The 24,578-nt window shown below is 64.4% G+C and carries 22 protein-coding genes and 1 pseudogene; 10 read left to right on the forward strand and 13 right to left on the reverse strand.

Annotated elements, in window-relative coordinates:
• Nucleotides 1-10: 10 nt before the first annotated feature.
• Nucleotides 11-2,284: a hypothetical protein gene (locus tag NKK50_RS12520; protein WP_352543522.1), complete on the reverse strand. Its 2,274-nt coding sequence runs from the start codon at nucleotides 2,282-2,284 to the stop codon at nucleotides 11-13.
• Between the two features lie 202 nt (nucleotides 2,285-2,486).
• On the opposite strand from NKK50_RS12520, the gene NKK50_RS12525 reads away from it, so the two are divergent.
• Entirely contained in the window at nucleotides 2,487-4,079 is a 1,593-nt protein-coding gene (locus tag NKK50_RS12525) for an ABC transporter substrate-binding protein (protein WP_352543499.1), read from the forward strand.
• 6 nt (nucleotides 4,080-4,085) lie between these two features.
• Nucleotides 4,086-4,949 (forward strand): hypothetical protein, encoded by an 864-nt coding sequence (locus tag NKK50_RS12530; RefSeq protein ID WP_023745175.1) that lies wholly within the window; start codon nucleotides 4,086-4,088, stop codon nucleotides 4,947-4,949.
• Nucleotides 4,950-4,954: 5 nt separating this feature from the next.
• On the opposite strand, the gene NKK50_RS12535 is transcribed toward NKK50_RS12530, so the two are convergent.
• The 7 genes from NKK50_RS12535 to bcoG all read right to left on the reverse strand — a co-directional run bounded on the left by NKK50_RS12535 (nucleotide 4,955) and on the right by bcoG (nucleotide 12,771).
• Nucleotides 4,955-5,890 carry an alpha/beta hydrolase gene (locus NKK50_RS12535; RefSeq protein WP_352543500.1) on the reverse strand — a complete coding sequence of 312 codons (936 nt, stop codon included), beginning with the start codon at nucleotides 5,888-5,890 and terminating at the stop codon, nucleotides 4,955-4,957.
• A gap of 196 nt (nucleotides 5,891-6,086) precedes the next feature.
• On the reverse strand, nucleotides 6,087-6,869 hold the full coding sequence (locus tag NKK50_RS12540) for a carnitinyl-CoA dehydratase (protein ID WP_352543501.1): 783 nt from the start codon (nucleotides 6,867-6,869) through the stop codon (nucleotides 6,087-6,089).
• Nucleotides 6,862-8,940, reverse strand: coding sequence for an acetate--CoA ligase family protein (locus NKK50_RS12545; protein WP_352543502.1), 2,079 nt, complete (start codon nucleotides 8,938-8,940; stop codon nucleotides 6,862-6,864). Before NKK50_RS12545 ends, NKK50_RS12540 begins: the two co-directional genes overlap by 8 nt.
• A 3-nt stretch (nucleotides 8,941-8,943) precedes the next feature.
• The gene (locus tag NKK50_RS12550; RefSeq protein WP_023694246.1) at nucleotides 8,944-10,107 is read right to left on the reverse strand and encodes an acyl-CoA dehydrogenase family protein; all 1,164 of its coding nucleotides are present in this window, start codon (nucleotides 10,105-10,107) and stop codon (nucleotides 8,944-8,946) included.
• A gap of 5 nt (nucleotides 10,108-10,112) precedes the next feature.
• Complete coding sequence (locus tag NKK50_RS12555; protein ID WP_352543503.1) at nucleotides 10,113-11,207, reverse strand: 3-hydroxyacyl-CoA dehydrogenase NAD-binding domain-containing protein; 1,095 nt, start codon at nucleotides 11,205-11,207, stop codon at nucleotides 10,113-10,115.
• A gap of 2 nt (nucleotides 11,208-11,209) precedes the next feature.
• Entirely contained in the window at nucleotides 11,210-11,833 is a 624-nt protein-coding gene (locus tag NKK50_RS12560; protein ID WP_027049243.1) for an HD domain-containing protein, read from the reverse strand.
• A 14-nt stretch (nucleotides 11,834-11,847) separates the two neighbouring features.
• On the reverse strand, nucleotides 11,848-12,771 hold the full coding sequence (bcoG, locus tag NKK50_RS12565; protein ID WP_023668863.1) for a 3-dehydrocarnitine:acetyl-CoA trimethylamine transferase BcoG: 924 nt from the start codon (nucleotides 12,769-12,771) through the stop codon (nucleotides 11,848-11,850).
• Between the two features lie 76 nt (nucleotides 12,772-12,847).
• Here bcoG and NKK50_RS12570 point away from each other — a divergent pair, with 76 nt between their 5' ends.
• Entirely contained in the window at nucleotides 12,848-13,828 is a 981-nt protein-coding gene (locus NKK50_RS12570) for a GlxA family transcriptional regulator (protein WP_352543504.1), read from the forward strand.
• 61 nt (nucleotides 13,829-13,889) lie between these two features.
• Here the strand turns inward: NKK50_RS12570 and NKK50_RS12575 are convergent, their stop codons facing one another.
• Both NKK50_RS12575 and xylA read right to left on the reverse strand, forming a co-directional pair.
• Entirely contained in the window at nucleotides 13,890-14,093 is a 204-nt protein-coding gene (locus tag NKK50_RS12575) for a hypothetical protein (protein WP_352543505.1), read from the reverse strand.
• A 205-nt stretch (nucleotides 14,094-14,298) separates the two neighbouring features.
• Nucleotides 14,299-15,624 (reverse strand): xylose isomerase, encoded by a 1,326-nt coding sequence (gene xylA / locus NKK50_RS12580; RefSeq protein WP_023684279.1) that lies wholly within the window; start codon nucleotides 15,622-15,624, stop codon nucleotides 14,299-14,301.
• Between the two features lie 113 nt (nucleotides 15,625-15,737).
• Between xylA and NKK50_RS12585 the strand changes: the two genes are divergently transcribed.
• A complete protein-coding gene (locus NKK50_RS12585; protein WP_023745168.1) occupies nucleotides 15,738-16,100 on the forward strand; it encodes a nuclear transport factor 2 family protein in 363 nt (120 codons plus the stop codon).
• Between the two features lie 191 nt (nucleotides 16,101-16,291).
• Here NKK50_RS12585 and xylB read toward each other — a convergent pair whose 3' ends face one another.
• The 3 genes from xylB to NKK50_RS12600 all read right to left on the reverse strand — a co-directional run bounded on the left by xylB (nucleotide 16,292) and on the right by NKK50_RS12600 (nucleotide 19,795).
• The gene (gene xylB, locus NKK50_RS12590; RefSeq protein ID WP_352543506.1) at nucleotides 16,292-17,746 is read right to left on the reverse strand and encodes a xylulokinase; all 1,455 of its coding nucleotides are present in this window, start codon (nucleotides 17,744-17,746) and stop codon (nucleotides 16,292-16,294) included.
• A gap of 75 nt (nucleotides 17,747-17,821) precedes the next feature.
• Nucleotides 17,822-19,147 (reverse strand): tetratricopeptide repeat protein, encoded by a 1,326-nt coding sequence (locus NKK50_RS12595; protein WP_023703619.1) that lies wholly within the window; start codon nucleotides 19,145-19,147, stop codon nucleotides 17,822-17,824.
• A gap of 24 nt (nucleotides 19,148-19,171) precedes the next feature.
• A complete protein-coding gene (locus NKK50_RS12600) occupies nucleotides 19,172-19,795 on the reverse strand; it encodes a LysE family translocator (protein WP_023696914.1) in 624 nt (207 codons plus the stop codon).
• A 229-nt stretch (nucleotides 19,796-20,024) separates the two neighbouring features.
• Here NKK50_RS12600 and NKK50_RS12605 point away from each other — a divergent pair, with 229 nt between their 5' ends.
• The 6 genes and pseudogenes from NKK50_RS12605 to NKK50_RS12630 all read left to right on the forward strand — a co-directional run bounded on the left by NKK50_RS12605 (nucleotide 20,025) and on the right by NKK50_RS12630 (nucleotide 24,551).
• Entirely contained in the window at nucleotides 20,025-20,792 is a 768-nt protein-coding gene (locus NKK50_RS12605; RefSeq protein ID WP_023668871.1) for a L,D-transpeptidase, read from the forward strand.
• 99 nt (nucleotides 20,793-20,891) lie between these two features.
• Complete coding sequence (locus NKK50_RS12610; RefSeq protein ID WP_023707783.1) at nucleotides 20,892-22,058, forward strand: diphosphate--fructose-6-phosphate 1-phosphotransferase; 1,167 nt, start codon at nucleotides 20,892-20,894, stop codon at nucleotides 22,056-22,058.
• Nucleotides 22,058-22,822: an MBL fold metallo-hydrolase gene (locus tag NKK50_RS12615; RefSeq protein WP_031196287.1), complete on the forward strand. Its 765-nt coding sequence runs from the start codon at nucleotides 22,058-22,060 to the stop codon at nucleotides 22,820-22,822. Before NKK50_RS12610 ends, NKK50_RS12615 begins: the two co-directional genes overlap by 1 nt.
• Before the next feature lie 15 nt (nucleotides 22,823-22,837).
• A pseudogene (locus NKK50_RS12620) lies at nucleotides 22,838-23,068 on the forward strand (PDZ domain-containing protein); the annotation flags it as partial.
• A gap of 134 nt (nucleotides 23,069-23,202) precedes the next feature.
• A complete protein-coding gene (locus NKK50_RS12625; protein ID WP_023696910.1) occupies nucleotides 23,203-23,814 on the forward strand; it encodes a sulfite oxidase-like oxidoreductase in 612 nt (203 codons plus the stop codon).
• A complete protein-coding gene (locus tag NKK50_RS12630) occupies nucleotides 23,811-24,551 on the forward strand; it encodes an FAD-binding oxidoreductase (protein WP_352543507.1) in 741 nt (246 codons plus the stop codon). The genes NKK50_RS12625 and NKK50_RS12630 overlap by 4 nt, the downstream gene beginning before the upstream one ends.
• Nucleotides 24,552-24,578: the final 27 nt, after the last annotated feature.

The raw sequence follows: 24,578 nt of genomic DNA on the forward strand, positions 1-24,578 counted from the left end.
CTTCCCCTCCTCAACGTTCGCAGCTGACGGCTGGGGTTCTGAGCGGCAAAGTCATCTTGCAGCAAGGGTAGTAGCCACCCTTGTCCTTGTCGGACTGCCTGTAGAAGCAAAGTCCAACATCGACTCTGTCGCCCGGAGAATGGCCGGTGATGTCGACCGTGTAAGGCTTACCGGGAGCATGCGACTGGGGTGATGTCACCCCGACGCCTGGTGTCCTGGACTTTGTCTCACTGGAAGGCTGGACCTTGATCGAATCGCCGCCAAAGCCGGCATGGTCATGGAGATAGAGGTCGGCCTGGAGGCCGCGAGGCGTGCAGTAGAACTGAACATCCTCGACATCGATGCACGGAGGCAGATCGCCGGGCGGTGGGAAGTCCGGCGGATAGAACGGCGGCAGATAACCGCCGGGGATCTCTTCATAATAGCCGGCACGGCCTTCGCAGGGGTGCCAGACCTCGACGTCGCCGACATGGCCTTCCACTTCTGGGTCTTCGAAATAGCCGTCGAAGTCGACGAACCACGAGCCGAAAGGCGGCACGTTGGCCGGCTTGACCAACGGCGTCGGCGTGATCTGCACGCCGTGCACGGCAAGCGGCCCGCCGGCGGCGAGCTGGTCGGCAAGTGTCGGGTTGTCGCGCAGCTTGTCGCCGGTGTTGACCAGCGTGTCGGTGCACACGCCGGTGTCGAGATTGCCGTCGGCGTCATAGCCATATTGCAGGTCGAGCCCACCGGCCGACTGCCGGTTGCCTTGCGGGAAGCCGACCGCATATTCCTGCGGCTCTTCCACCCAGACCGATTCCGTTGCCGGATCGTCCGGGTTTTCGCGCCAGTAGCGGATGACCTCGCCCTTGCCGGAATCGGCGAACTGGCTGTAATCGTAGCGATTCTCGACCGGGCCGCGCTGCGCCAGATACATGAAACCCTGGTTGTCGAAGGCGATGTCGGTGACGGCGTAGTCCTTGTCGGCCTTGACCGTCAGCTCCCAGCGCGGATCACCGGCAAAGCTGCCATCGCGGGCAATGCCAACCGACCAGATCTCGGCCTTTTCGCCGACCGAATAATAGAGCCGGCCGCCATGATAGGCGACGGACCAGACGCGGCGTTCGTCCTGCGTGTAGCCCCATGTGTCGGGGTCTTCCGAGTCGAAGGCAGCACCCTGTATGTCCATCACCGCACCGTCATCGGCGACGGGAGCCAGCCCATGCGCCGGCCGCCCGGCAACGCCGTGATCGAATGTGTCGATCAGCGTGCCGTTGGCGTCGAGGCGGTGGATGAGGCCGGTGTCGAGATCGCTGGCGAAGAACTCGCGGTGATTGCTGTCGAAGCTGATGTCGCCGATGCCGGAACCGCTGTTGGTGTCAATGTCGGCGAATTTGGAGACCGCGCCGGTGATGCCGTCGATCTTCCAGATCGTGCCCGGACCGCCACCGCTTTCGGTGCCGAACTGGCCGTCCATGAAGACGGCGCCTGCGGTGCCGCGGCGCTGTCGCTCGGGCCGACCGTCGGCATCTTCGTCCGGGGTGACGATACGGATGCCGTGCAGCGAGGTCGCGCCGGCATAGAGATTGGGGACGCCCGAGGGAACGCCGTCGCGCATACCGTCATCATAGGTGATGGCGAATACCTGGCCGATCTGTTCGGCCGTCACCTCGAAAGGCGGCGGCGTGTAGACGAGCTGGCCGGAAGCCGGTCCGCCGAGCGCCGAAACGTCGAAGACGCGCAAGGTGGCGCGCGTCGTGTCGATGAAGGTTTCGTCGACCGGGTCGACGCCGGGCGGCAGCCCCCCCCTTTCGGAATCGGCAGAGTCGAAATTGGGAATGACGGTGCCGGAAAATCCGGTGACCGCCATCGAGCCGGGATAGATGATCTGGGTTTCCTGCGCTTGGGCGGCTGTGCCCAACCAGAGCGCGGCGCTCAGCGCCAGGGCAAGCAAACCGCCGCCCAGATGGAGCGAACGGCGCAAACCGCCGCTTGGAGACGACATGGACGCGCCGCGATCGCAGGACATAAAACTCCCCCCGAAGTTTTCGGGAGGAACATCCGGTCCGGCCGCGCGAAACAGGGCAAGGCGTGGCGTTCCGGCACGTTCGTCCCTGATCGAATTGTCTGCTTTCCTCATCTTCACGATACGCCTGCTCCTGCGCAGGGTCAACGGAATCAGCCGAAAGCCCAGCGCATCGACTCCATCCCGAAGGCGGTGGTCGCGCTGAGCTTGCGTTGGTCCCGGAGACCGTGGAGCCTCTGGGGTCCTGGTCATGGGGGCATCCTTTCCGGCCCGCACCATGCGGCGCCTGGTCGTCAGTCGCAGGCTGAAGCGGAAAGGTTCATGCAAAACGGCGGCCGGGTCTGTCCGCCATTTCACAGAGGCGCGGCTAATTCCTTGTGTCAACTCAAGGTGGAAAACAGTCTTGGCGCGCGAAAGACCGGCCGGCTTACTTACCGTCAGTGCCGGCTTCTGCTAGCGTCTTCCCAACCCTGGGGGGATCATGACACGCAGGCACTTCGTTCTCTTGCTGGCGGCGCTTTTTCCATGTGCGTTGCCGGTCCATCAATCCGTAGCCAAGACCTTGGTCTACTGCACCGAGGTTAGCCCCGATACGTTCGATCCCGCACTCGCCTCCGGATCCCGCGACGCCTCGGCCACCGCTCTCTACAACCGCATGGTCGAGTTCGAGCCCGGCACCACCAAGGTGCGCCCCGGCCTTGCCGAAAGCTGGGAGATTTCCGACGACGGCCTCACCTACACATTCCACCTGCGGCACGGCGTGAAGTTCCACAGCGTCGAGGGTTTTACGCCGAGCCGCGACTTCAACGCCGATGATGTGCTGTTTACCTTCGACCGGCAGGCCAACGCGCAGAACCCGTTCAACAATTACGCCAAACGCCAGTACATTTACTTCGACGGCATCGGCATGCCGGATCTTGTCGCCGGTTGGCGCAAGCTTGACGACCATACTGTGGTGATGACGCTGAAGGCGCCGCATTCGCCGATGCTTGCCGACCTGGCGATGGATTTCGCTTCGGTCGTTTCCAAGGAATATGCCGACAAGCTCGTCGCAGAGAAGCGGCTTCTCGACCTGGCGCTGAAGCCGGTCGGGACGGGTCCGTTCCAGCTTGTCGACTACCAGCAGGATGCAGTCATCCGCTACAAGGCCAATCCGGACTACTGGCGCGGCAAGCCGAAGATCGACGATCTCGTCTTCGCCATTGCCACCGATGCCAGCATTCGCATGGAAAAGCTGCGCGCCGGCGAATGCGATCTCATGCCCTATCCAAATCCGGCCGACCTGGACGCGATCAAGGCGACACCCGGTATCAAGGTCATGCGGCAGGAGGGCCTCAATACGGGATACCTCGCCTTCAACACCTTGCAGAAGCCCTTCGACGATCCAAGGGTGAGGAAGGCGATCGCCATTGCCATCGACACGCAGGCGCTGGTCGACGTCGTATTCCGCGGCACCGGCGAAGTCGCACGCAATCCGCTGCCGCCAACCTCCTGGGCCTATGACAAGACGAGCCCCGATCATGTCTTCGACCCCGCTGCCGCCAGGCAGGGGCTCGCCGATGCCGGCGTAAAAGACCTGCACATGAAGATCTGGGCGATGCCGGTGCAGCGTCCGTATAACCCGAATGCGCAGCGTATGGCCGAAATGATCCAGTCCGACCTGGCAAAGATCGGTGTCACCGTGGAAGTCGTGACGTATGAGTGGACTGAATACCTTGCCCGCTCGAAGTCACGCGACCGCGACGGCGCCATGCTGTTCGGCTTCACTGGCGACAATGGCGACCCCGATAACTTCCTGTCGGTGCCGCTTGGCTGTGCCGGCGTCGGCACCACCAATCGTGCCAACTGGTGTTTTCCGGCCTTCGACGATCTGCTCAAGCAGGCAGCCGGGATCGTCGATCCCGCTGCCCGCGCAAAACTCTATTCGCAGGCGCAAACGATCTTCAGGGAGCAGATGCCGTGGGTCGCTATCGCCCACTCCGTGGTCTCGATCCCGATGCGCGAACAGGTGACGGGCTATGTCATGGACCCCTTTGATCACCACGATTTCTCGGGCGTCGATATCAAGGAATAGCGTTCGGTGTCTGCCGCCGATCTCGATGTCTATGTAGAGAGCCTGCGCAATTTCCGACTGGTGCGGAGCTATAGCATCGCGCAGTTACTGCCTTACCTGGAACAGGCTGGATTGAAAGTGCGCCTGCTCGACCGGCCGGCCGGCCGAGATCGGGCGCCGGTGGCCTTTCTGCATGTCGACCTGACAATCGTGCCGCCAACGTACCGCGGTCTCGGCCACCTCTACGACCGCACCATCAATGGCCGCGCGCTGTCCATCCACCGGCACCTTTATTCGACACTGAAGCTGGAGGCCGGCGACAGCCACAAGGGGCCGGTTGTCGTCAAGACCGTCCTCAACTCCAGGGGTCGGCCAGAGCAGCGCTGGTGGCAGCATCGCAACGGCCTGACCAGGAGCGCGCATGTCATCCGCAAGCTCTTCGAACCCGGCTACAAGGACCGCCTGTGCCCGCCCTATAAGGTCTACCAGACGATCGGCGAGGTTCCTCGGAATGTATGGCGCAACAATCGCCTGATGGTGGAAAAGTTCGCCTTCGAAACCCTCGACCTGCCCATCGTCAAACACCGCTACATGTTCCTGCTCGGCGCCGAGATCAACATGCGGCAGGTCTACGACGATGTGTTGTGCGCCGGCTCAAAAATCCTGAGCAATGAGGTGGGCGGCGCGGTGCCGCCGGAGGTGCTGGCGGTGCGGCAAAGGCTCAATCTGGATTTCGGCGCCATCGACTATTTCATCGTCGACGGCAAAGGCATTGTCGTCGATGCCAACAAGACCGTCGGCTCAAATCCGGAATGGCTGAAGAAAAACCGCTTTCGCCGGGAGTTCAACGATCGCATGGCCGAGGCGCTGATCGCCTTTGTCCGCGGCTGAGCCGTTCACCCGATCCAGTCGCCCTTGCCGAGCACCGACACCACTTCGACGATACGGTTGAAGCTGGCGCGGGCCCGGCCGACCGTGTGCCTGGCCCGGAGATAGCCGTGCACCAGTCCCGGCTCCTCGAACCAGGCGGCATGGCCGCCGGCAGCGAGGACGCGGTCGCGATAGGCCTCGCCGTCCGACGACAGCGGGTCGCATTGCGCGGTGATCAGCACTGTCGGTGGTAGGCCGATGAAATCTGCGTCGGCCAGTGGATACAAAGTGATGTCGCCGGTTCCATCGAGGCCGCCGGTTCGGATACTCTTGTAAAACACGAGGTCGCGCATGGTCAGCATCGGCGCTTCGGCCTGCGTCACATAGGAGCCCTTCGACCAGTCGCCGCCGAGGCCGGGATAGATCAGCACCTGGCCGATCGGCTTTTTGGCATGGCTGCGCGTTGCGTGGGCGAGAGCCGCGCAGAGATTGCCGCCGGCGCTGTCGCCGCAGAGCAAATTTGGGCAGTCGTAGTTTGAGGCCGCCCATTCGAAGGCATGCAGCGCATCGTCGAAGGCGGCCGGGTGCAGATGCTCCGGCGCCAGCCGGTAGTCGACGGAGACCACTTCGAAGCCGGTCCGGGCGCACAGCTCGGCGCAGACATCGTCATGGCTGTCCAGCCCACCGAGGATGAAGCCGCCGCCATGGATGTAAAGCACCATCGCGGCATGGCCCGGTGTCGCGCTGCGATAAATGCGGATCGGGATGTCGTGGGCGGCAATGATTGTCGTTTCCGCCGTCACGCCATCGGGATAGCCGGCAAAAAACTCGCGGCACATCCTGTCATAGATCGCACGCTGCTGGGCGATCGTGTAGTCGATCGTGTCGGGAGGATAGTAGGAGTTGGTCTTCTCGATGAAGGCCCAGGTTTCCGCGTCGATGAGGGTTTTGTAGTCGGTCATGCAGCTCCTTTACCTCCCCCTTGATGGGGGAGGTCGCCGCGAAGCGGCGGGTGGGGGTGGTGGGGCGGGGGGGCCCCCCCCCCCCCGGCGGGGGGGCCCGCCCCCGCCGCCGCGGGGGGGGGGGGGGGCGGGGTGGCGCATCACCCCACCCCGGACCTTCGGTCCGACCCTCCCCATCGAGGGGAGGGTAAAGAGGCTACTTCCCCTTCCACACCGGGTCGCGCTTCTCCGCAAAAGCCCGGAACCCTTCCATATTGTCCTCCGAGCCATAAAGCGCATCGACCGTCGCCAATTGCCGGCGCGTCACGCGGTTCATCGCGTCCTGGAAGGTCAGCGCCTCGGCCACCCGCGCCGTCTCCTTGATCGCGGCGAACACCAGCGGCGGGCCGCCGGCGAGCAGCCTTGCGATCTCCCAGACGCGCTCCTCGAGCTTGTCCTTGGGCAGCACTTCGTTGACCAGCCCCCAGCGATGCGCTTCCGCCACATCCATCCAGCGGCCGGTGAGCAGAAGGTCCATGGCGACATGATAGGGAATGCGCTTGGGCAGCTTGATCGTCGCGGCATCAGCCAGCGTGCCGGCGCGGATTTCGGGCAGGGCGAAGGAGGAATGGTCGGAGGCGAAAATGAGGTCGCAGGACAGCGCCAGCTCGAAGCCGCCGCCCACCGCCATGCCGTTGACGCAGGCAATGATCGGCTTGTTCATGTCGCGCAGCTCCTGCAGGCCGGCAAAACCGCCGACGCCATAGTCGCCGTCGACCGCGTCGCCACCGGCGGCTGCCTTCAAATCCCAGCCGGCGCAGAAGAACTTGTCGCCGGCGGTCTTGACGATGGCGACGCGCAATCCGGGATCGTCGCGGAACGCCTTGAAGGTCTCGCCCATCAGCCGCGAGGTCTTGAGGTCGATGGCGTTGGCCTTGGGCCGGTCGAGCGTGACCTCGATGATGGTGCCCTCGCGGCGGGTGGAAATGACGTCAGACATTCTTCTTCTCTCCCAGCACCAGCAGCGCGTCGGCGATCCAGGCGCCCTTGCCCTCGGCGCAGACGATCAGCGGGTTGATGTCGAGTTCCTCGATCTCTCCGGCATTCGTCTGCACGAAGCCGGCAATGCCCGCGATGGCGTCGATGGCAGCCCCGACATCGGCCTTGGGCCGGCCACGATAGCCGTCCAGCAGCGGAAACAGTTTAAGGCCACGCAGGGCCGCCTCGATGTCGTCGCGCGTCGCCGGCAGCATCAGCGTGACGCTGTCGCGCAACAGCTCGACCAGCACGCCTCCGGTGCCCAGCGTCATGACGGCGCCGAACATCGGGTCGCGGGTGAAGCCGACGATCAGTTCGGCAACGCCGTCGCGCACCATGCGCTCGACATAGAGGCCGGTGCCGAGCGGCAGCAGATCATGCGCCGCCGTGCTCACGGATTCGGCGTCTTTCAGATTGAGCCGCACCGCGCCGACTTCCGACTTATGGGTGACGCCGAGCGCCTTCAGCGCCACCGGGAAGCCGAGCGCCATGGATGAGATGACGGCCTCGACAGCGTTGGCGGCACGTTCTGCCTTCGGCACCGGCAAGCCGGCCTTGATCAGCCGCGCCTTGGCTTCGGCCTCGTCAGGGGTGACATGGTCGCCGCCGGCAGCACCTGCAGCCGACGTGTCGATCGGCTGCGCCTGCGGCTCGGCCCAGGCCCAGCCGATGAAGGCCGCCGCGCCTGCGGCATCCATGGCCTCGGAAATACCGAACAACGGCACCATGCCGCGCGCCATCAGCTCGGCGGTGTATTCCTCCGGCAGGTTCTCCGGCAGCGACGAGACAATCGCGCCATGCGCCTTGTTGGTCTTCAGCGCCGCCTCGAAGGCGCGCAGCGTCGCCCACCAGTCGGTGACCGAGCAGCGGTCGGGGCGCGGGAAATCGAGCACCAGCATGTTGAGGTCGAAACCGCCCGACACCATGGCGGTGAAGGTGGCGGTCATCGCCGGTTCATTGTTCCAGATGAAGGTGTGATAGTCCAACGGGTTGGCGACCGCGACCAGCGGCCCGAGCGTCGATTTGACATGGGCGCGGTGTTTGCTGGTGAGCTCCGGGAAATTGACCCAGCGGCCTTCGGCGCTGTCGGCCATGACAGAGGCTTCGCCGCCCGAGCAACTCATCGATGACAGACGATAGCCGGGCAGCGGCCCGGTGACATGCAGCAGCTTCAGCGCCTCGATGAAAGCGGGGATGGAATCGACGCGGGCAATTCCGAGCCGCCGCAGGAATGCGCCCGAGGCAGCGTCCGAGCCGGCCAGCGATGCCGTGTGCGAGACCGTCGCCTGCCGCGCCTGTTCGGAGCGACCGACCTTCATGGCGATGATCGGCTTCTTCAGTTCGCGCGCGCGCGCGGCCAGCTTCTCGAAGCCGGCTACCGAATCGAAGGCTTCGATGTGCAGGCCGAGCGAGGTGACGCGCTCGTCCTCGATCAGGCCGAGCGCCATTTCGGAGAGGCCGGTCTGCGCCTGGTTGCCGGCCGTCATCAGGAAGGCGATCGGCAGGCCGCGCTTCTGCATCGTCATGTTGATGGCGATGTTGGAGGACTGGGTGATGATGGCGACGCCCTTGGCGCCTTCGGGCAGCCGGATGCCGCCATGCTGGTCGGGCCACAACAGCGCGCCGTCGGCGTAGTTGATCAGGCCATAACAGTTCGGGCCGATGATCGGCATCTGGCCGGCCGCGGCCACCAGTTCGGCCTGCAGCCGCTCGCCATCGTCGTCATAGGCCTCGGTCTCGAGAAAGCCCGCGGCAAAACAGACGGCGCCGCCGCCGCCACGCTCGGCCAGCGCCTTGATCACGTCGATGGTGAGATGCCGGTTGACGCCTACAAAGGCAGCGTCGGGCGCCCCGGGCAATTCGGCGACCGAGCGATAGGCCTTGCGGCCGGCGACCTCGTCCTTGTTCGGATGCACCGGCCAGATTTCGCCGGCAAAGCCCATCTTGATCGATTGGGCGACGACGGCGGCGGCCTGGGCCCCGCCGAACACCGCGATGGATTTTGGGCGCAACAGACGCTCAAGCTTGTGCATGGGTTATGCCCCGAACGGGCGCAGCAGCGCCCGCGAAATGATGTGGCGCTGGATTTCCGATGTCCCTTCCCAGATGCGCTCGACGCGGGCGTCGCGCCAGATGCGTTCCAACGGCAGGTCGTCCATCAGCCCCATGCCACCATGGATCTGGATGGCTTCGTCGGCAACGAAGGCGAGCATTTCGGTAGCCTTCAGCTTCGCCATGGCCATGTCCTGATCGGTGACGGTGCCCTGATCGTACTTCCAGCCGGCTTCGAACACCATCAGGTCCGCCGCCTTCAATTCGGTCGCCATGTCGGCGAGTTTGAACGACACGCCCTGGAACTTGCCGATCTGCTGGCCGAACTGCTGGCGTTGCGCCGAGTATTCGATGGCGTGGCCGAGCGCCCGCTCGGCGCGGCCGAGACATGTGGCGCCGACCTGCAGGCGCGTGGCGCCGAGCCAGGAATTGGCGACGTCGAAGCCCTTGTGGACCTCACCCAGCACCTGGCTTGCCGGCAGGCGGCAATCGTCGAATTCGAGGATGGCGTTGGTGTAGCCGCGATGCGAGACGTTGCGGTAGCCGTCGCGCACGGTGAACCCCTTGGTGCCCTTGTCGACGAAGAAGGCGGTGATCTTCTTGCGCTTGCCGCGCGGCGTTTCTTCCTCGCCCGAAGCCATGAAACAAATCGCGAAATCGGCAAGATCGGCATGGGAGATGAAATGCTTGGTGCCGTTAAGGACCCAGTCGTGGCCGTCCTGCACCGCGGTCGCCTTCATGCCTCGCAGGTCGGAGCCGGCGCCGGGCTCGGTCATCGCCAGGCAGTCCCACTTCTCGCCGCGGATGCACGGGAACAGGTACTTTTCGCGCTGCTCGGGCGTGCCGGCGAGCAGGATGTTGGAGGGGCGCGCGACGCAGGTCCAGTGCAGCGCATAGTTGGCGCGGCCGAGTTCCTTCTCGTAGAGCAGCCAGGTCACCGTATCGAGGCCGGCGCCACCGACATCGGCCGGCATGTTGGCCGCATAGAGCCCCGCTTCGATTGCCTTGACCTTGATCTCCTCGATCAGCTCGCGGCGCAGCACGCCGGTGCGCTCGACCTCGCGTTCATGCGGGTAAAGCTCATTCTCGACGAAAGCGCGCGTCGTCTCGACAATGAGCTTCTGTTCCTCCGACAGCCCGAAATCCATGGTCTTCAGCCCTTCTTCTTTTTCTTCGGTTTTTCCGCCTTCTTTACCGGCTTGGATGCCTTGGACTTCTCGGCGGCCCTGGATGCGGCCGGCTTCTTCGCCGCCAGCTTGGCCAATTGCCTGGTATAGTCCTTGTGCAAGGCGCCGGCGCCCCAGCCCTTGCCTTTGTTCTGTTTCGACAGAGCATCCATGATCGCGACCAGATTGTCGTCGCGGATCTTTTCCAGTTCGCGGATCGACAGGCCGTGCGCCTGGTCGTCCGACTGGGTGGCAATAAGATCGACCAGCTCGTCGTTGAACTCCGGCACGTCCACAAGCTTGGTCCACGGCCATTTCAGGCACGGCCCGAACTGCGCCATGAAGTGGCGCATGCCGGCTTCGCCGCCGGCGACGCGATAGACCTGGAACATGCCCATCTGCGCCCAGCGCAGGCCGAAGCCATAGCGCATGATGTCGTCGAGTTCCTCAACGGTGCAGATGCCGTCCTTGATCAGCCACAGCGCCTCACGCCAGGCCGCTTCGAGCAGGCGGTCGCCGACAAAGGCCTCGATCTCCTTGCGGATCACCACCGGCTTCATGCCGATCGATGCATAGATCTCCTTTGCGACCTCGATCGCCTCTGGAAAGGTCTGTTCGCCGCCGACGATCTCGACCAGCGGCAGCAGATAGACCGGGTTGAAGGGATGTCCGACAACCAGACGCTCCGGATGCTTCTTCATCGCCACCTGCATGTCGGTCGGCTTGATGCCCGAGGTGGACGAGCCGACAATGGCGTTGGCCGGCGCGTAGAGATCGATCTCGGCCAGTACGCGGTGTTTGAGGTCGAGCCGCTCCGGCACGCTCTCCTGGATGAAATCGGCGTCGGCCACCGCCTCGGCGATGGTCTTGGCAAAGGTCAGTCTGCCTTCCCTGGGCAGGCCGCCGGGAACCATCTGCTTGTAGGCGCGGCGCGCGCCCTTCATCACTTCCGAGACCTTGCGCGACGCTTCCGGGTCCGGATCGAAGATCGACACGTCGATGCCGTTGAGCAGCAGCCGCGCCACCCAGCCGGCGCCAATGACACCGCCGCCAATGGCGGCTGCCCTGTTGATGATGCTCATGGTCAGGCTCCGGTTCTTGTCTTGGCGGTTTCGGGGTCGATGAGAGGCACGCGCTCGCCGGAGCGGATCACGGAGGGGTCGTAGGCCTTGCGGGCGAAGACTTCGAGCACGAAGGGCCGGAAGAATTCGATCGGCAGCGTGTCGTAGTCCGGGTCGAAGCTCGACTGGTCCCAGCGTTCGCAAAACTGGTCGCAATCGTCGAAATAGGCATGGCCGGCGAAGCGGTCGCGAGCATGGCGGTTGCCGCCGAGATGATGCGCGTAATAGAGCCGCTGGAAGTCGCCATGCTTTTCCACCACCCAGGTGCATTGCTCGCGCACGAAAGGTTTCAGGATCGAGGCGGCGTATTCGTCGTGATTGTAGGGAGCGTAGATGTCGCCGATGTCGTGCAGCAGCGCGCAGGCGATCCAGTCGGTGTCGGCGCCGTCACGCCAGGCCCGCGTCGCCGCCTGCAGCGAATGGCCGAGCCTGGTGATCTTGTAGCCCGACAGGCCTTCGTCGAGTTGCACCAGTGCGTCGAGCAGCCGCTCGCCGGTCCTGGCGGCATAGTCGATCTCATGGGCGGTCAGGAACTCATAGTCTTGCCTGTCGCCATCCTTCATCGCAGTGAATTTGACGGTAGCCATGATCCGCTCCCGTCTTAAGCAGCCGCTGCGATCGGCGCCCGCTTGGTGAGGTTGAGCTTCCTGCGCACTTCCTCCGGCCCCAAAATCCTGGCGCCGAGATTGGTGACGATGCTGGCGGCGCGCTCGACCAGCTGCGCATTGGTGGCCAGCACGCCCTTGTCGAGCCAGAGATTGTCTTCGAGACCGACGCGGACATTGCCGCCGGCGAGCACTGCAGCGGCTGCATAGGCCATCTGGTTGCGGCCGATGGCGAAGGCCGACCAGTTCCAGGTCGACGGCACGTTGTTAACCATGGCCATGAAGGTGTTGAGGTCGTCCGGCGCCCCCCACGGCACACCCATGCAGAGCTGCACCAGCGCGTCGGGATTCAAGACCTTTTCTTCGACCAGCTGCTTGGCGAACCAGAGGTGGCCGGTATCGAAGGCTTCGATCTCCGGCTTGACGCCGAGCGCCGTCATCATGCCGCCCATGGCGCGCAGCATGCCGGGCGTGTTGGTCATGACATAATCGGCCTCGGCGAAGTTCATGGTGCCGCAATCCAGCGTGCAGATTTCCGGCAGGCACTGGCGCACATGTTCCATGCGGTTGGTGGCGCCGCCCATGTCGGTGCCTTTTTCATTGAGCGGCAGCGGCGCTTCCGGTGAGCCGAACACCATGTCGCCGCCCATCCCGGCGGTCAGGTTCAGGATCACATCGACTTCTGCCGCGCGGATGCGGTCCGTCACTTCGCGGTAGAGATGGACATCGCGGCGCGGCTTGCCGGTCTCGGGGTCGCGGACATGGCAGTGGACGATGGCGGCACCGGCCTTGGCCGCATCGATCGCCGAATCGGCGATCTGCTTGGGCGAGCGTGGCACATGCGGGGAGCGGTCCTGCGAGCCGCCGGACCCGGTCACGGCACAGGTAATGAAAACCTCACGGTTCATCGCGAGCGGCATGGACATCTCCTCCCATAGAAACAGACCCAACAATGCCCGACTTGCTGGAAACTGTTTTGCGATTTACGAAGCTCTCATGATCAAAAGCGAAAAACCGACCATCTTTCGCGCCGAGCGATCGCCGCTCAAGGTGACGCTGCTGGTGTTTTCAGGCTCGTCCATCATGTGCGTGGCGTCGGCCGTCGACCCGCTGCGCGCCGCCAATCGCATTTCCGGCGAGACGCTGTTCGATTTCAAACTGGTCTCGGTCACCGGCGAGGCGCCGGTCACCACATGCGGCCTGCCGGTGGCGGTCAGGGGCCGCTTCGATGCGGCCGAGCCGACCGACGTGCTTGTCGTCGTCGCCGGCTTCGGCACCCAGAATTACGCGACATCGGCTCTGCTTTCCGGATTACGGCGAGCGGCCCGCGCGGCTCGCGCCTGCGGCGGCGTCGAGGCCGGCACATGGCTGGTGGCGCGCGCCGGCCTCCTCGAAGGCCGCAGCGCCACCACCCATTGGGAAGACATGGAGGATTTTTCCTCCGCCTTTCCCGGCGTCGACGTGCGTCCGGACCGCTACGTCATCGACGGACCGGTGTTCACCTCGGGCGGGGCGTCGCCGACCTTCGACCTGATGCTGCATCTGATCCGCACCCGGCTCGGCATGGCCATCGCGCTCGATGTCGCCAGCGTCTTCATCTACGACCAGGCGCGCGCCGCGACCGACGCGCAGCCGCTGGTCTCGCTCGGCCGGCTCGACGGCTACGACCCGCGTCTGGCGCAGGCTATCCGGCTGATGGAATCGCATGTCGACCAGCCGCTGACCATCGACGCGGTGGCAAAACGCGCCGGGGTGACGGCGCGGACATTGGAGAGCATTTTTCGCAAGTCGATCGGCGAGACGCCGGGCGCATATTATCTCAGGCTGCGGCTGGGCGCGGCGCGTCGGCTGGTGGTCGACACGCGAATCGCCATGGCGGATATTGCCGGGCGGACGGGGTTCTCGTCCGCCGCGGCATTTTCCAGAGCGTTTTCAAGAGCGTTCGGCGAAGCCCCGGTCAGGCTGCGCCGAGGTTGATGCATGTCGCCCAAAAGTGTGTCGCGGTTTTGGGATAACGACATGCACAGACAAAGGGAGATCAGGCTGCGTTCTGTCGTTCGCAGCCGGCGTCCATCTGCGAGCGGATCTGCCTCGCCAGACGGACTTCAAATCGGCTGCTGACAGCACGATCCCATTCGTTTTTCACGCTGTCGGTCGGCCGCGGCAGCGCCATCAGCCGGTCGATGATCGATCCGGTCTCGCCGGATGAGAGCAGGGCGTCGATTTCGCGTTCATGCTGCATATCGGTTCGCCTCCTTCCTTTTCACCCGCCACAACCGCATCCTTATACGAGATACGTGACGGCAGTTTGAAGGCAGGAGCGAGGTCATTGAGGGGCGCCAAAGGGCAAACCCTTGTCGTCGGATAGGGTCTTGCGCAAACCCCATTCCGGGGCGGCCGGAATGTTATCCAGCCACCCTTGAGCACAACGAATCGGCTTTCCGCCCTCAGACGTAGCGGTTGACGATGTTTTCCAGCAACTCCTGGCGGCCGGAGCGTGGCTGCGGCTCGATCTTCTTCTTCACCACGCGCTCGGCGATGTCTTCCAGCGAGCGCTTGCCCGACAGCATCGCCTTGCCCTCGGCCGTGTTCCAACCGGCATAGCGCTCGGCCAGCGGACCCGACAGCGCCTTGTCCTCGACCATCTTGGCGGCTGCCTTGAGGCCTCGTGCGCAGGAATCCATGCCGCCGATATGGCCGATCAGCAGGTCCTGCGGGTCGAGCGACTGGCGGCGCAGCTTGGCGTCGAAATTGGTGCCGCCGGTCTTGAAGCCGCCGGCCTGCAACACCTGGTAATAGGCCAGCGCCATCTCGGGCACATTGTTGGGGAACTGGTCGGTGTCCCAGCCCGACTGGTAGTCGTTGCGGTTCATGTCGATCGAGCCGAAGACGCCGAGCGCATTGGCCAGCGCCAGCTCGTGCTCGAAGGAATGGCCGGCAAGAATCGCGTGTCCCTGCTCGATGTTCAGCTTCACTTCCTTCTCCAGCCCGAAGCGCTTGAGGAAGCCGTAGACCGTGGCAACGTCGTAGTCGTACTGATGCTTGGTCGGCTCCTGCGGCTTCGGCTCGATCAGGATCGTGCCTTTGAAGCCAATCTTGTGCTTGTAGTCGACGACGAGACTGAGGAAGCGCCCGGCCTGCTCCTGCTCGCGGGCAAGATCGGTGTTGAGCAGCGTTTCATAGCCCTCGCGCCCGCCCCACAGTACATAATTCTCGCCCTTCAGCCGCTTCGTGACGTCGATGCAGCTTTTCACCGTCGCCGCCGCATAGGCGAAGACATCCGGATCGGGATTGGTGGCGGCGCCCGACATGAAGCGGCGGTTGGAGAACAGGTTGGCCGTGCCCCAGAGCAGCTTGACGCCGGTCTTCTTCATCTTGGCGGCAAAATAGTCGGCGATCTCGTCGAGCCGCGCGGCACTTTCGGAGAAATCCTTGCCTTCCGGCCGCACGTCGGCGTCGTGGAAGCAGAAATAGGGCGCGCCGAGCAGCGAGAACATCTCGAAGGCGACGTCGGCTTTCAGCTTGGCCAGTTCCATCGTGTCGACGCCGCCAGCCTTGGGAAACCAGGGCCGGTCGAAGGTCTGGCCGCCAAAGGGATCGCCGCCCGGCCAGGCGAAAGAATGCCAGTAGGCGACGGCGAAGCGCAGATGGTCTTCCAGCCGTTTGCCGGCCACCACCTCGTCGGGATTGTAGAAGCGGTAGGCCAGCGGATTGGTGGAATCCGGCCCCTCATACTTGATCGCTTTGATGTCGCCGAAAAATCCGCTGCTCATGATTTCTGTCCTCTCTCGAATAGTTCACCCTGATTACCTCAGGCGTAATTGGTTTCGCTCTCGCTTGGGGTGAAAAGCCTCGTGTCAAAGCCACTCAACGAAGGAGACAGACCATGACCGACCTCAATACGATCGCCCAGAACTACATCACCGCCTGGAACGAGGCCGATGCGGATCGCCGTGCCGAACTGCTCAAGGCCACCTTCACCGAAGACGTCAGCTACCGCGATCCGCTCATGCAGGGCGACGGCCACGCCGGCGTTGCTGGGCTGATCGACGGCGTACAGCAGCGCTTCGCCGGCTTCCGGTTCTCGCTGAAGGGTACGCCGGACGGGTTTGGCGACCGCATCCGCTTCTCGTGGAATCTTGGGCCGGAAGGCGTGCCGTCGGTTATCGAAGGCACCGATATCGGTGTTGTCGAAAATGGGCGCCTGAAGAGCGTCACCGGGTTTCTGGACAAGGTGCCGGCGCAGTGATCGATTAAGGGTGGCGCGAGACACCCCCCTCTGCCCTGCCGGGCATCTCCCCCGCAAGGGGGGAGATTGGCTGGCATCCACGCCTTCGCTAATCACCCACCTTACAAGACTGGCATACCCGCCGACGCTGCCGATCTCCCCCCTTGCGGGGGAGATGCCCGGCAGGGCAGAGGGGGGTGCCTCGCGCCGACTCACGCGGTCATGCCTTTGATCGCCGGGTATAGCGCCCGGTAGCGCTGGTACGCATCGGCATACGCCCCGCCAAGCGCAGCATCCGGCTCGATCGTCGCATCCGTCCTCGGCGCCGTGCACACCGCCAGCGGATCAGCCCCTGTCGCCGCGATCAGACCAAGCCTCGCCGCGCCAAAGGCAGCACCGAAATCGCCGTCGGCCGGAATGTCCACGGGCACCTGCAGCGCCGTAGCGATCGCCTTCAGCCAGTAGCGCGAGCGCGAGCCGCCGCCGATTGCCGTCACCCGCGTCAAATCCGTGCCGGCGGTCTTCAAGGCTTCGAGACTGTCGCGGAATGCGAAGGCGACGCCTTCAAGCACGGCCTGCGTCAGCACCGCGCGGCTCGACTCATGCGCCAGTCCGGTGAAGGACCCACGAATGGCGGAATCATTGTGCGGCGTGCGCTCGCCCGAGAGATAGGGCAGGAACGACACCCCGCTCGGCGCTTTCAGCACATCGCCAAGTTCGGCGGTCAATTCGCCGGCCTTCTTGCCTGAAATCTCCGACAGCCAGTTCAGCGAATCGGTCGCAGACAGGATGACCCCCATCTGGTGCCAGGTGTTGGGCAGGGCATGGCAGAAGGTGTGCACCGCGCTTGCCGGATTGGGCAGGTAGGAAGCGTTGGCAGCAAACAGCACGCCAGATGTGCCCAGCGACACAAAAGCGTGGCCGGCGCCGACCGTGCCCATGCCGCAGGCCGAAGCAGCATTGTCGCCGGCGCCGCCGGCAACCGGGGTGCCCGATGCTATGCCCCAGCTGGCGGCCAGTTCGGCGCGCAAGGCTCCGGCCTTCTCCGTGCCTTCGACCAGCGACGGCATCTGCCTTTCGTCGAGCGATGTCGCCGCAAGCAACTCGGGGGACCAGCGCCGTTTGCCGACATCGAGCCAGGAGGTGCCGGCCGAGTCGGACATTTCTGAGATATGCTCGCCGGTCAGCCACAGCCGCAGGAAATCCTTCGGCAAAAGCACCTTCGCCACTTTGGCGAAGACGGAGGGCTCATTGTTCTTCACCCAGGCGAGTTTCGGCGCCGTGAAGCCGGGGAAGACGATATTCCCGGTGAGTTGGCGAAAGCGCGGGTCGGCATCCAGCGCGGCGGCCTCAGCGTGGCTGCGCGTATCGTTCCACAGAATGCAGGGGCGCAGCACCTGGTCGCCGGCATCGAGCAAGGTGGCGCCATGCATATGGCCGGAAAGGCCGATGCCCTTGACCGCGGCAAGCTCTTTCGGGTGCGAGGCTTTCAGCTCGGCAATGGCCGTCTCGCAGGCGCGGATCCAGTCCGTGGGGTTTTGTTCGGACCAGCCGGGATGCGGCCGCGATACGTCAAGCGAAGCATGGCCGGAGCCGATGATCTTCTGCCCGGCATCGATCAACAGCGCCTTGACGCCCGACGTGCCGAGATCGAGGCCGAGATACATGCATTCCTCCCATTAATTTTTTCGGGTCTCGAAAAAATCTGGCTTGCCATTTTTTAAAACAAGATCCGCCGCGGGTCAATTCTCTGACAAATTGGCGGCGCGTTGCGAAAACAGCGCCGAAAGCGGACTGTCCGGCCGGGCCAGTGCGCGCTCGGCCGTCAACGCCCGGGCAAGCGCTGGGTCGCCGGCGCGCAACGCCGCCTCGATCAGCGTGAGATCAATCACATCGCGCTGGGCGTGGCTGCCGCCAAAGCGATGGGCAATGGCGCGGATCGGTCGAATCAGGCGCACCGCTTCGCTGTAATTGCCCTCGCCGAATGCCTTGATGCCTTCCGTCAGTGGCTGGCCGACATCCCGGGTAAAGGCGGCGTTGTCGTCGCTGCCGCGCATCGCCTCGTGCTGGGCTTCGAGCAAGATCTTGGCCGGCCCTTCCAGCCCGGTGCCGACGAATGCCATCATCGCATGCGCATCGTTGAAGGCGTAATTGCCGGCTCCAGCCTTCGGCGCCCAGTTGGCAGCGAGCGCTGCCCAGCGGTCGCCGACATCGGCACCGCCGAGATAAAGCCGCCACAGGATCGCGGAGGCGTCGACCATGTTCAGCGCCAGCGTCGAACGCTCGCCATAGATCGGCCCGTCATAGAGTTTGAGCACCTCATCGGTCTCGCCGAGATCGTAGTGGAACAGCGCGAGATGCCACCAATTATGCACCTGCAGGAAGCTTTCTTTGGTCCACGCCTCGGGGTTGGCGCGCATCCAGGCGATGCCGTCCCGTTGCCGGCTCTGCATCTCCATGACATGGGCGACCGCATGCTGCGCCCAGCCGTCTCGCGGCTCGATCTCGATCGCCTGTCGGCCGAAACTTTCGGCTCTGATATAGTCGCCCATCTCCTCCAGACCGAAGGCCTGCATACCGAGAATGGCGTGGTAACCTGGCATGCCGCTCTGCCAGGACGGCAGCGCGCGGCCGATACGGTCGCGCAGCATGCGGGCATTGCCGGTGAAGAAGTCGATCTGGTGGCCGACCTGCAACGCCACCGCGTCGAGCGGGTTGTCGATGGCGATATCTTCGAGCAGGCGCGCGGCGTCATGCCAGCGTCCCGCGGCAAGGTGGCCAAGGGCCGCCACATGCGCCTGTTCGCGCGGCGTCGCGGCAAGCGGCAGTGCCGCAGCATGGCATGCCTGGGCGACCGCCGTTGCCTCGCGTTCGGTGGCGAGGCCGAACAGATACCCCTTGAAGACATGCGCCATGACGAAACCGGGATCCGCCGATATGGCGCGGTCAACGGAGCCGACCGGGTCGCCGACGAAGCATTGCAATTCATGCACGGCCTGGCTGTAGGGTGAAAACCCGGCCTCGGTCGCGCCCGAAAACATTAGGCCGAATGGATCTCTTACTGCCATATCGGCCCTGATGCTCCGCAGTTCCTAATTGCCCGAGCGCATCGCCACCGTGGCGATGCCGGCGCCGACCAGCAGCGTGCCGCCGGTGCGGTTGAAGATGCGGATCGCCTTGGGGTTGCGTACTACGTTGCGGGCGCGCGCCGCGATCAGCGCGTAGCCGAAGGCATTGGCGAAGGCGAGCGCCAGGAAGGTCGCTTCGAAGATCAGCATCTGTGTCCAGAAATCGGCTTCCCGGTTGAGGAACTGCGGCAGGAAGGCGACGAAGAAGGTGATGCTCTTCGGGTTGAGTGCGGTGACCAGCCAGGCGTGCGCCATCATCTTGGCGGCCGAGACGGCATCTGTGCGTGGTTCGGCTTTGAGCGCGCCGCCGGCGCGAAACAGTTTTACCCCGAGATAGATCAGATAGCAGGCGCCGATCAGCTTCAGAATGGTGAACACGGTCGCCGACGCGGCCAGCAGCGCGCCGATGCCCAGCATCGACAGGGTCATGGCGGTGAAGTCGCCCAGCGCCACGCCGACGGCCATCGGCAAGGCAGTGCGCCAGCCCTGGCCCAGCGCATAGGACACGACCAGAAGAATGGTCGGGCCCGGAATGATGAGCAGGACGGTGGAGGCGGCGGCGAAGGCGGCCCAGTTTTCGAACGACATCTTTGTCTCCTTGAGCGCAAAGAAAAGGATAAATCCTCGTGTGCGGAGGAATGTAAAGAGCCCTCTCCCAAAAATGCACGGCGGACCATTTCGCCAGATCGCTGCGGCTATTGGCGGCACAGGCTTAAGACCGGTCGTTGGGCCTTCACCCTTTTTCAACCATGTTTGGCGAAACTGCCTGCTATCCGGCCGGACCGTGTTTCCCGCCGACAGCGTAGGGTTTGGGTGCATGCGTGAGTTGCCGCAGAATGTGACGCCGCCAGCAAATGGCGACGCAAACGAGACCGAACATCTCTATTCCCGCCGCTTCGTCCTGTCAGGGGCCGGCGCCATGACGCTGCTCGGCATGGCCGGCTGCAGCACTTCGACGCTCGAGCTGCCGCAATTCCAGCTGGATGACACGGTCACCGGCTCGGTGCGGCCGATCCGTCCGGCGATCAGCGTCGACAAGAACGTCACCGGCCCCGATGTCATGTACGCTTCGCTCAACGATGGCGGCTTCGAAGTGCCGGCGGTGCCCTATCAGAAGGTCAAGCCGGAGTTCCGCCGCCAGATCGTCGTCAACGAGACCGGCGAGGCGCCCGGCACCATTGTCGTCCATCTGCAGGAGCGAAAGCTCTATCTGGTGCAGGAGGGCGGCGACGCCATCCGCTACGGCGTCGGCATCGGCAAGGACGGCTTCCGCTGGTCCGGCCGCGCCAACATCCAGTACGGCAAGGAATGGCCGACCTGGACGCCGCCGCCGGAGATGATCCAGCGCAAGCCGGAACTGGTGAAGTGGCAAAACGGCCAGCCCGGTGGCCTCACCAACCCGCTCGGCGCACGCGCTCTTTACATCTACCAGGACGGCAAGGACACCGGCTACCGCATACACGGTTCGCCGGAATGGGCGAGCATCGGCCAGGCGATGTCGTCGGGCTGCGTGCGCCTGATCAACCAGGATATCATCGACCTCTACAGCCGCGTTTCCAAGAAGAACCCGGTCGTGGTCGTCTGATCCTGTGCGGCGGTTTGGCGCCGCTGGAAACTCCCGTTGCGCGATGCGGCAAGCTAGGCCAAGGTGCCTTGAAAACCACAGCGCCGGGAGAGATCGAGCATGGCTGGAACGTTTGTCATCGCACAGGGCGGCGGCCCGACCGCCGTCATCAACCAGACGGTTGTCGGGGCCACGCTGGAAGTCCGCAAGCGCCATCCCGGCGCCAAGGTGCTGGGCTCGCTCCACGGCGTGCGCGGCATTCGTGACGGCAACTATGTCGACCTCTCCGCCATCCCCGAGGACCGGCTGCGGCTGATCGCCGGCACGCCGAGTGCCGCGCTCGGCTCGACACGCGACAAGCCCGACGCTGCCTATTGCGAAGTCATCCTCAACGGGTTGAAGAAGGCCGGCGCCGACGCTTTCATCTACATCGGTGGCAACGACACGTCGGGCACGCAGCAGATCCTGACCGACGCCGCCGGCGGCAGCATCGCTTTCGTCCATGCGCCAAAAACCATCGACAACGACCTCGAGGAAAACGACCACACGCCGGGCTTCATCTCGGCGGCCGAATTCGTCGCCGGCGCCTTCCTGTCCGTCGATCTCGATTTCCGCGCATTGCCCGGCATCTATGTCGGCATCGTCATGGGCCGGCATGCCGGCTTCCTCACCGCGGCGGCTGCAGCCTGGCAGCTCGATCCCGACAGCGGCCCGCATCTGGTCTACGTGCCGGAACGGCCATTCTCCGCCGCCGGTTTCATCGACGACGTGCGCGCCACGCTCGACCGCCACAAGCGCTGCATCGTCGCCGTCTCCGAAGGTGTCAGCACCGCCGACGGCAAGGCGCTGGTCGAAAGCCTGGTGCCGCCGGACAAGCTCGAGCGCGACGCGCATGGCAACGTCAAACTGTCGGGCAGCGACCTGCCGTCAGCTCTGGAACGTGCGCTCGCCGAAGGCCTGCCGGGCAAGCGCGCCCGCGTCGATGCGCTTGGCTACATGCCGCGCGGCTATGTCGGCTCGATCAGTGCCGTCGACGCGCAGGAGGCTTTCGACGCCGGCGCCTTCGCGGTTGCCGTTGCCGGCGAAGGCGGTGGCTCGGTGGCGCTGCAATATGACGGCACGAAAACCTTGCTGAAGAAGGTGCCGCTGAAGAACGTCGCCGGCAAGACGCGCCATATGCCCGACGATTTCATGAAGCCCGATGTCAACCAGCTGTCGGAAGCGGGCATGGCTTACCTGAAGCGGCTGGTGCCGGAAAAATACAAGGTGGGAAAGCCCTTCGTCTGATGGGCGGCCGTTTTGGCGGCACCCGTTTTGGTGGCGAGCGCGTTGTCGGCGACTGGTTCGGCAAGACGATCATCGACGACCGCACGACGATGCTGACCGAGCCGTTCGTGCATGATTTCGTGCGCGCCAACATCTGGCATTTCAGGGGACGCGACGCCGACCTGCTGGTCGACACCGGCATGGGCATCTGCCCGCTGGCGCCTGAGATCGACACGCCCGAGGGCAAGCCGCTCATCGTTGTCGCCACCCACATCCATCTCGACCATGTCGGCTCGCTGCACGAGTTTCCGCTGCGCGCCGGGCCGCGGCACAGTGCCGAGCATTTCGAGACCATGAACGATCAGGTGACCTACGCCTACATGTTTTGTAATCTCGACGGCGCCGTTTCGAAATTGCCGGCGCCGGGCTGGACGGCGGCCGACTACAAGATTCCGCCGGCGCCGCTGACGCGCACGCTGGACGAGGGCGACATCGTCGACCTCGGCGACCGGCAGTTCCGCGTCCTGCATCTGCCCGGACATTCGCCGGATTCGATCGCTTTGTTCGACGAGGCAGACGGCCTGTTCTTTGCCGGCGACGCCATCTACGATTCCACGCTGATCGACGACCTGCCGGATTCCTCCCGGCCTGATTATCGCCGTACCATGCAGCGGCTCCTTGACCTGCCTGTTCGCCTCGGCCATGGCGGCCATGGGCCGAGCTTCGACGGCAACCGGATGCGCGAGATCGCCACAGCCTATCTCAGGCGCACCGGAGGCCTCTGACGACATTGGGATTGGAACCAGCGTGGCGCCGTGGTCGAGCGCGTCAATCCGGACAAGGCAGCTGCCAATGCCGGCCTGCAGCCGGGCGACGTCATCGTCGCCGTCGACCGGTCGCCCGTGCGGGATGCGCGGCAAGCCAACCAGGCGATCGCCGAGGCCGGCAGATCGGGCCGGAAGTCGGTGCTGCTTTTGGTCGACCGGGGCGACGCGCAAATCTTCGTCGCCGTACCCTTCGCCGCCGGTTGAGTCATGATGCGGCGGGCTCGCTGAACGATCGGCAGGCCTGCCGCACGGCCCCGCCAAAATTCCTGTTGCCCGCCGCGACATCTTCGAGAACATTACGGCAGGCCGGCAATGGCCTGCTAAAAACGGACAGTCCGATGGTCACTCGCGGTTTTTCCTCCGGTCGAAAGCCTCCGACGGAGACCGATGCGCGCATTCCGCCCGGTCAGTATCTCGAACAGGGCTTTCCGGTGCTGTCGGCGGGGCCGACGCCGCGCGTGCGCACCGAGGACTGGTCGTTCACGCTCAAGCACGGGCCGCGCCGGATCAAGAAATGGAACTGGGCCGAGTTCAACGCGCTGCCCTTGACCAAGATGACGCGCGACATCCATTGCGTTACCGCCTGGACCAAGTTCGATACCGCCTGGCAAGGCGTGCTGGTCGACGACATCCTTGCCGATGCAGGCATCGAAGCGCCGACCGGCTTCCTGCTGGCGCATGGCTATGACGGCTATACCACCAACGTGCCGGCCAAGGATCTCACCGCGGGGAAGGCGATGGTGGCGCTGCTTTATGAAGGCAAGCCGATCACTGCCGACCATGGCGGCCCGGCGCGGCTCCTGGTGCCGCATCTCTATTTCTGGAAATCGGCTAAATGGCTGAACGGGCTGCAGTTCACCGAGCGCGACGAGCCGGGCTTCTGGGAATTGCGCGGCTATCACATCTATGGCGACCCGTGGCGCGAGCAGCGCTATAGCGGCGATCCATGAGCGAAGCGCCGCAATCTCCCTGGCAGACGGCGAAAATCACCCGGATCGAAAAGCGGACGCCACGCGTCACCAGTTTCTTTTTCGCGCTGTCACGGCCATTCGCCTATCGCGCCGGACAGCATGTCGACGTCAGGCTGACGGCGCCTGACGGCTACCAGGCGCGCCGCTCCTATTCCATCGCCTCGGCGCCGGAGAGCGGCGCCACGATCGAGCTGGCGATCGAGAAGCTCGACGACGGTGAAGTCTCGCCCTTCTTCCACGACATCGCCGCGGTCGGCGACGAGATCGAACTGCGCGGGCCGCTCGGCGGCCATTTCGTCTGGTCCGATTGGGATGGCGGGCCGCTGCTTCTGGTCGGCGGCGGCTCCGGCGTGGTGCCGCTGATGGCGATGGTGCGGCATCGAACCTTGCGCAAATCGGCGGTGCCGGTGGCGCTGATGTTTTCGGTGCGGGTCTGGGACGAGGTGATCTTCCGCGACGAGCTGATCGGTCTCGGCGACCGCGGCGACGGGTTCGAGCTGGTGCTGACGCTGACGCGCGAGGCCGTACGGCGCCCGTCCGACTATTCGAGGCGCATCGACACGGCAATGGTCATGCAGGCGCTCACGCGGCTGCCGCGGCCGCCGGCGCTCGCCTTCGTCTGCGGGTCGAACGCCTTCGTCTCGGCGGCTGCCCAGGCGCTGATCGACGCCGGCATATCAGCGGAAATCATCCGCACCGAGCGCTATGGCGTCTGAGAGGGCCACAGTGGTTCACCGTTTCAT

The organism is Mesorhizobium sp. M0001 (genome assembly GCF_040324255.1).
Classification (GTDB): Bacteria; Pseudomonadota; Alphaproteobacteria; order Rhizobiales; family Rhizobiaceae; genus Mesorhizobium.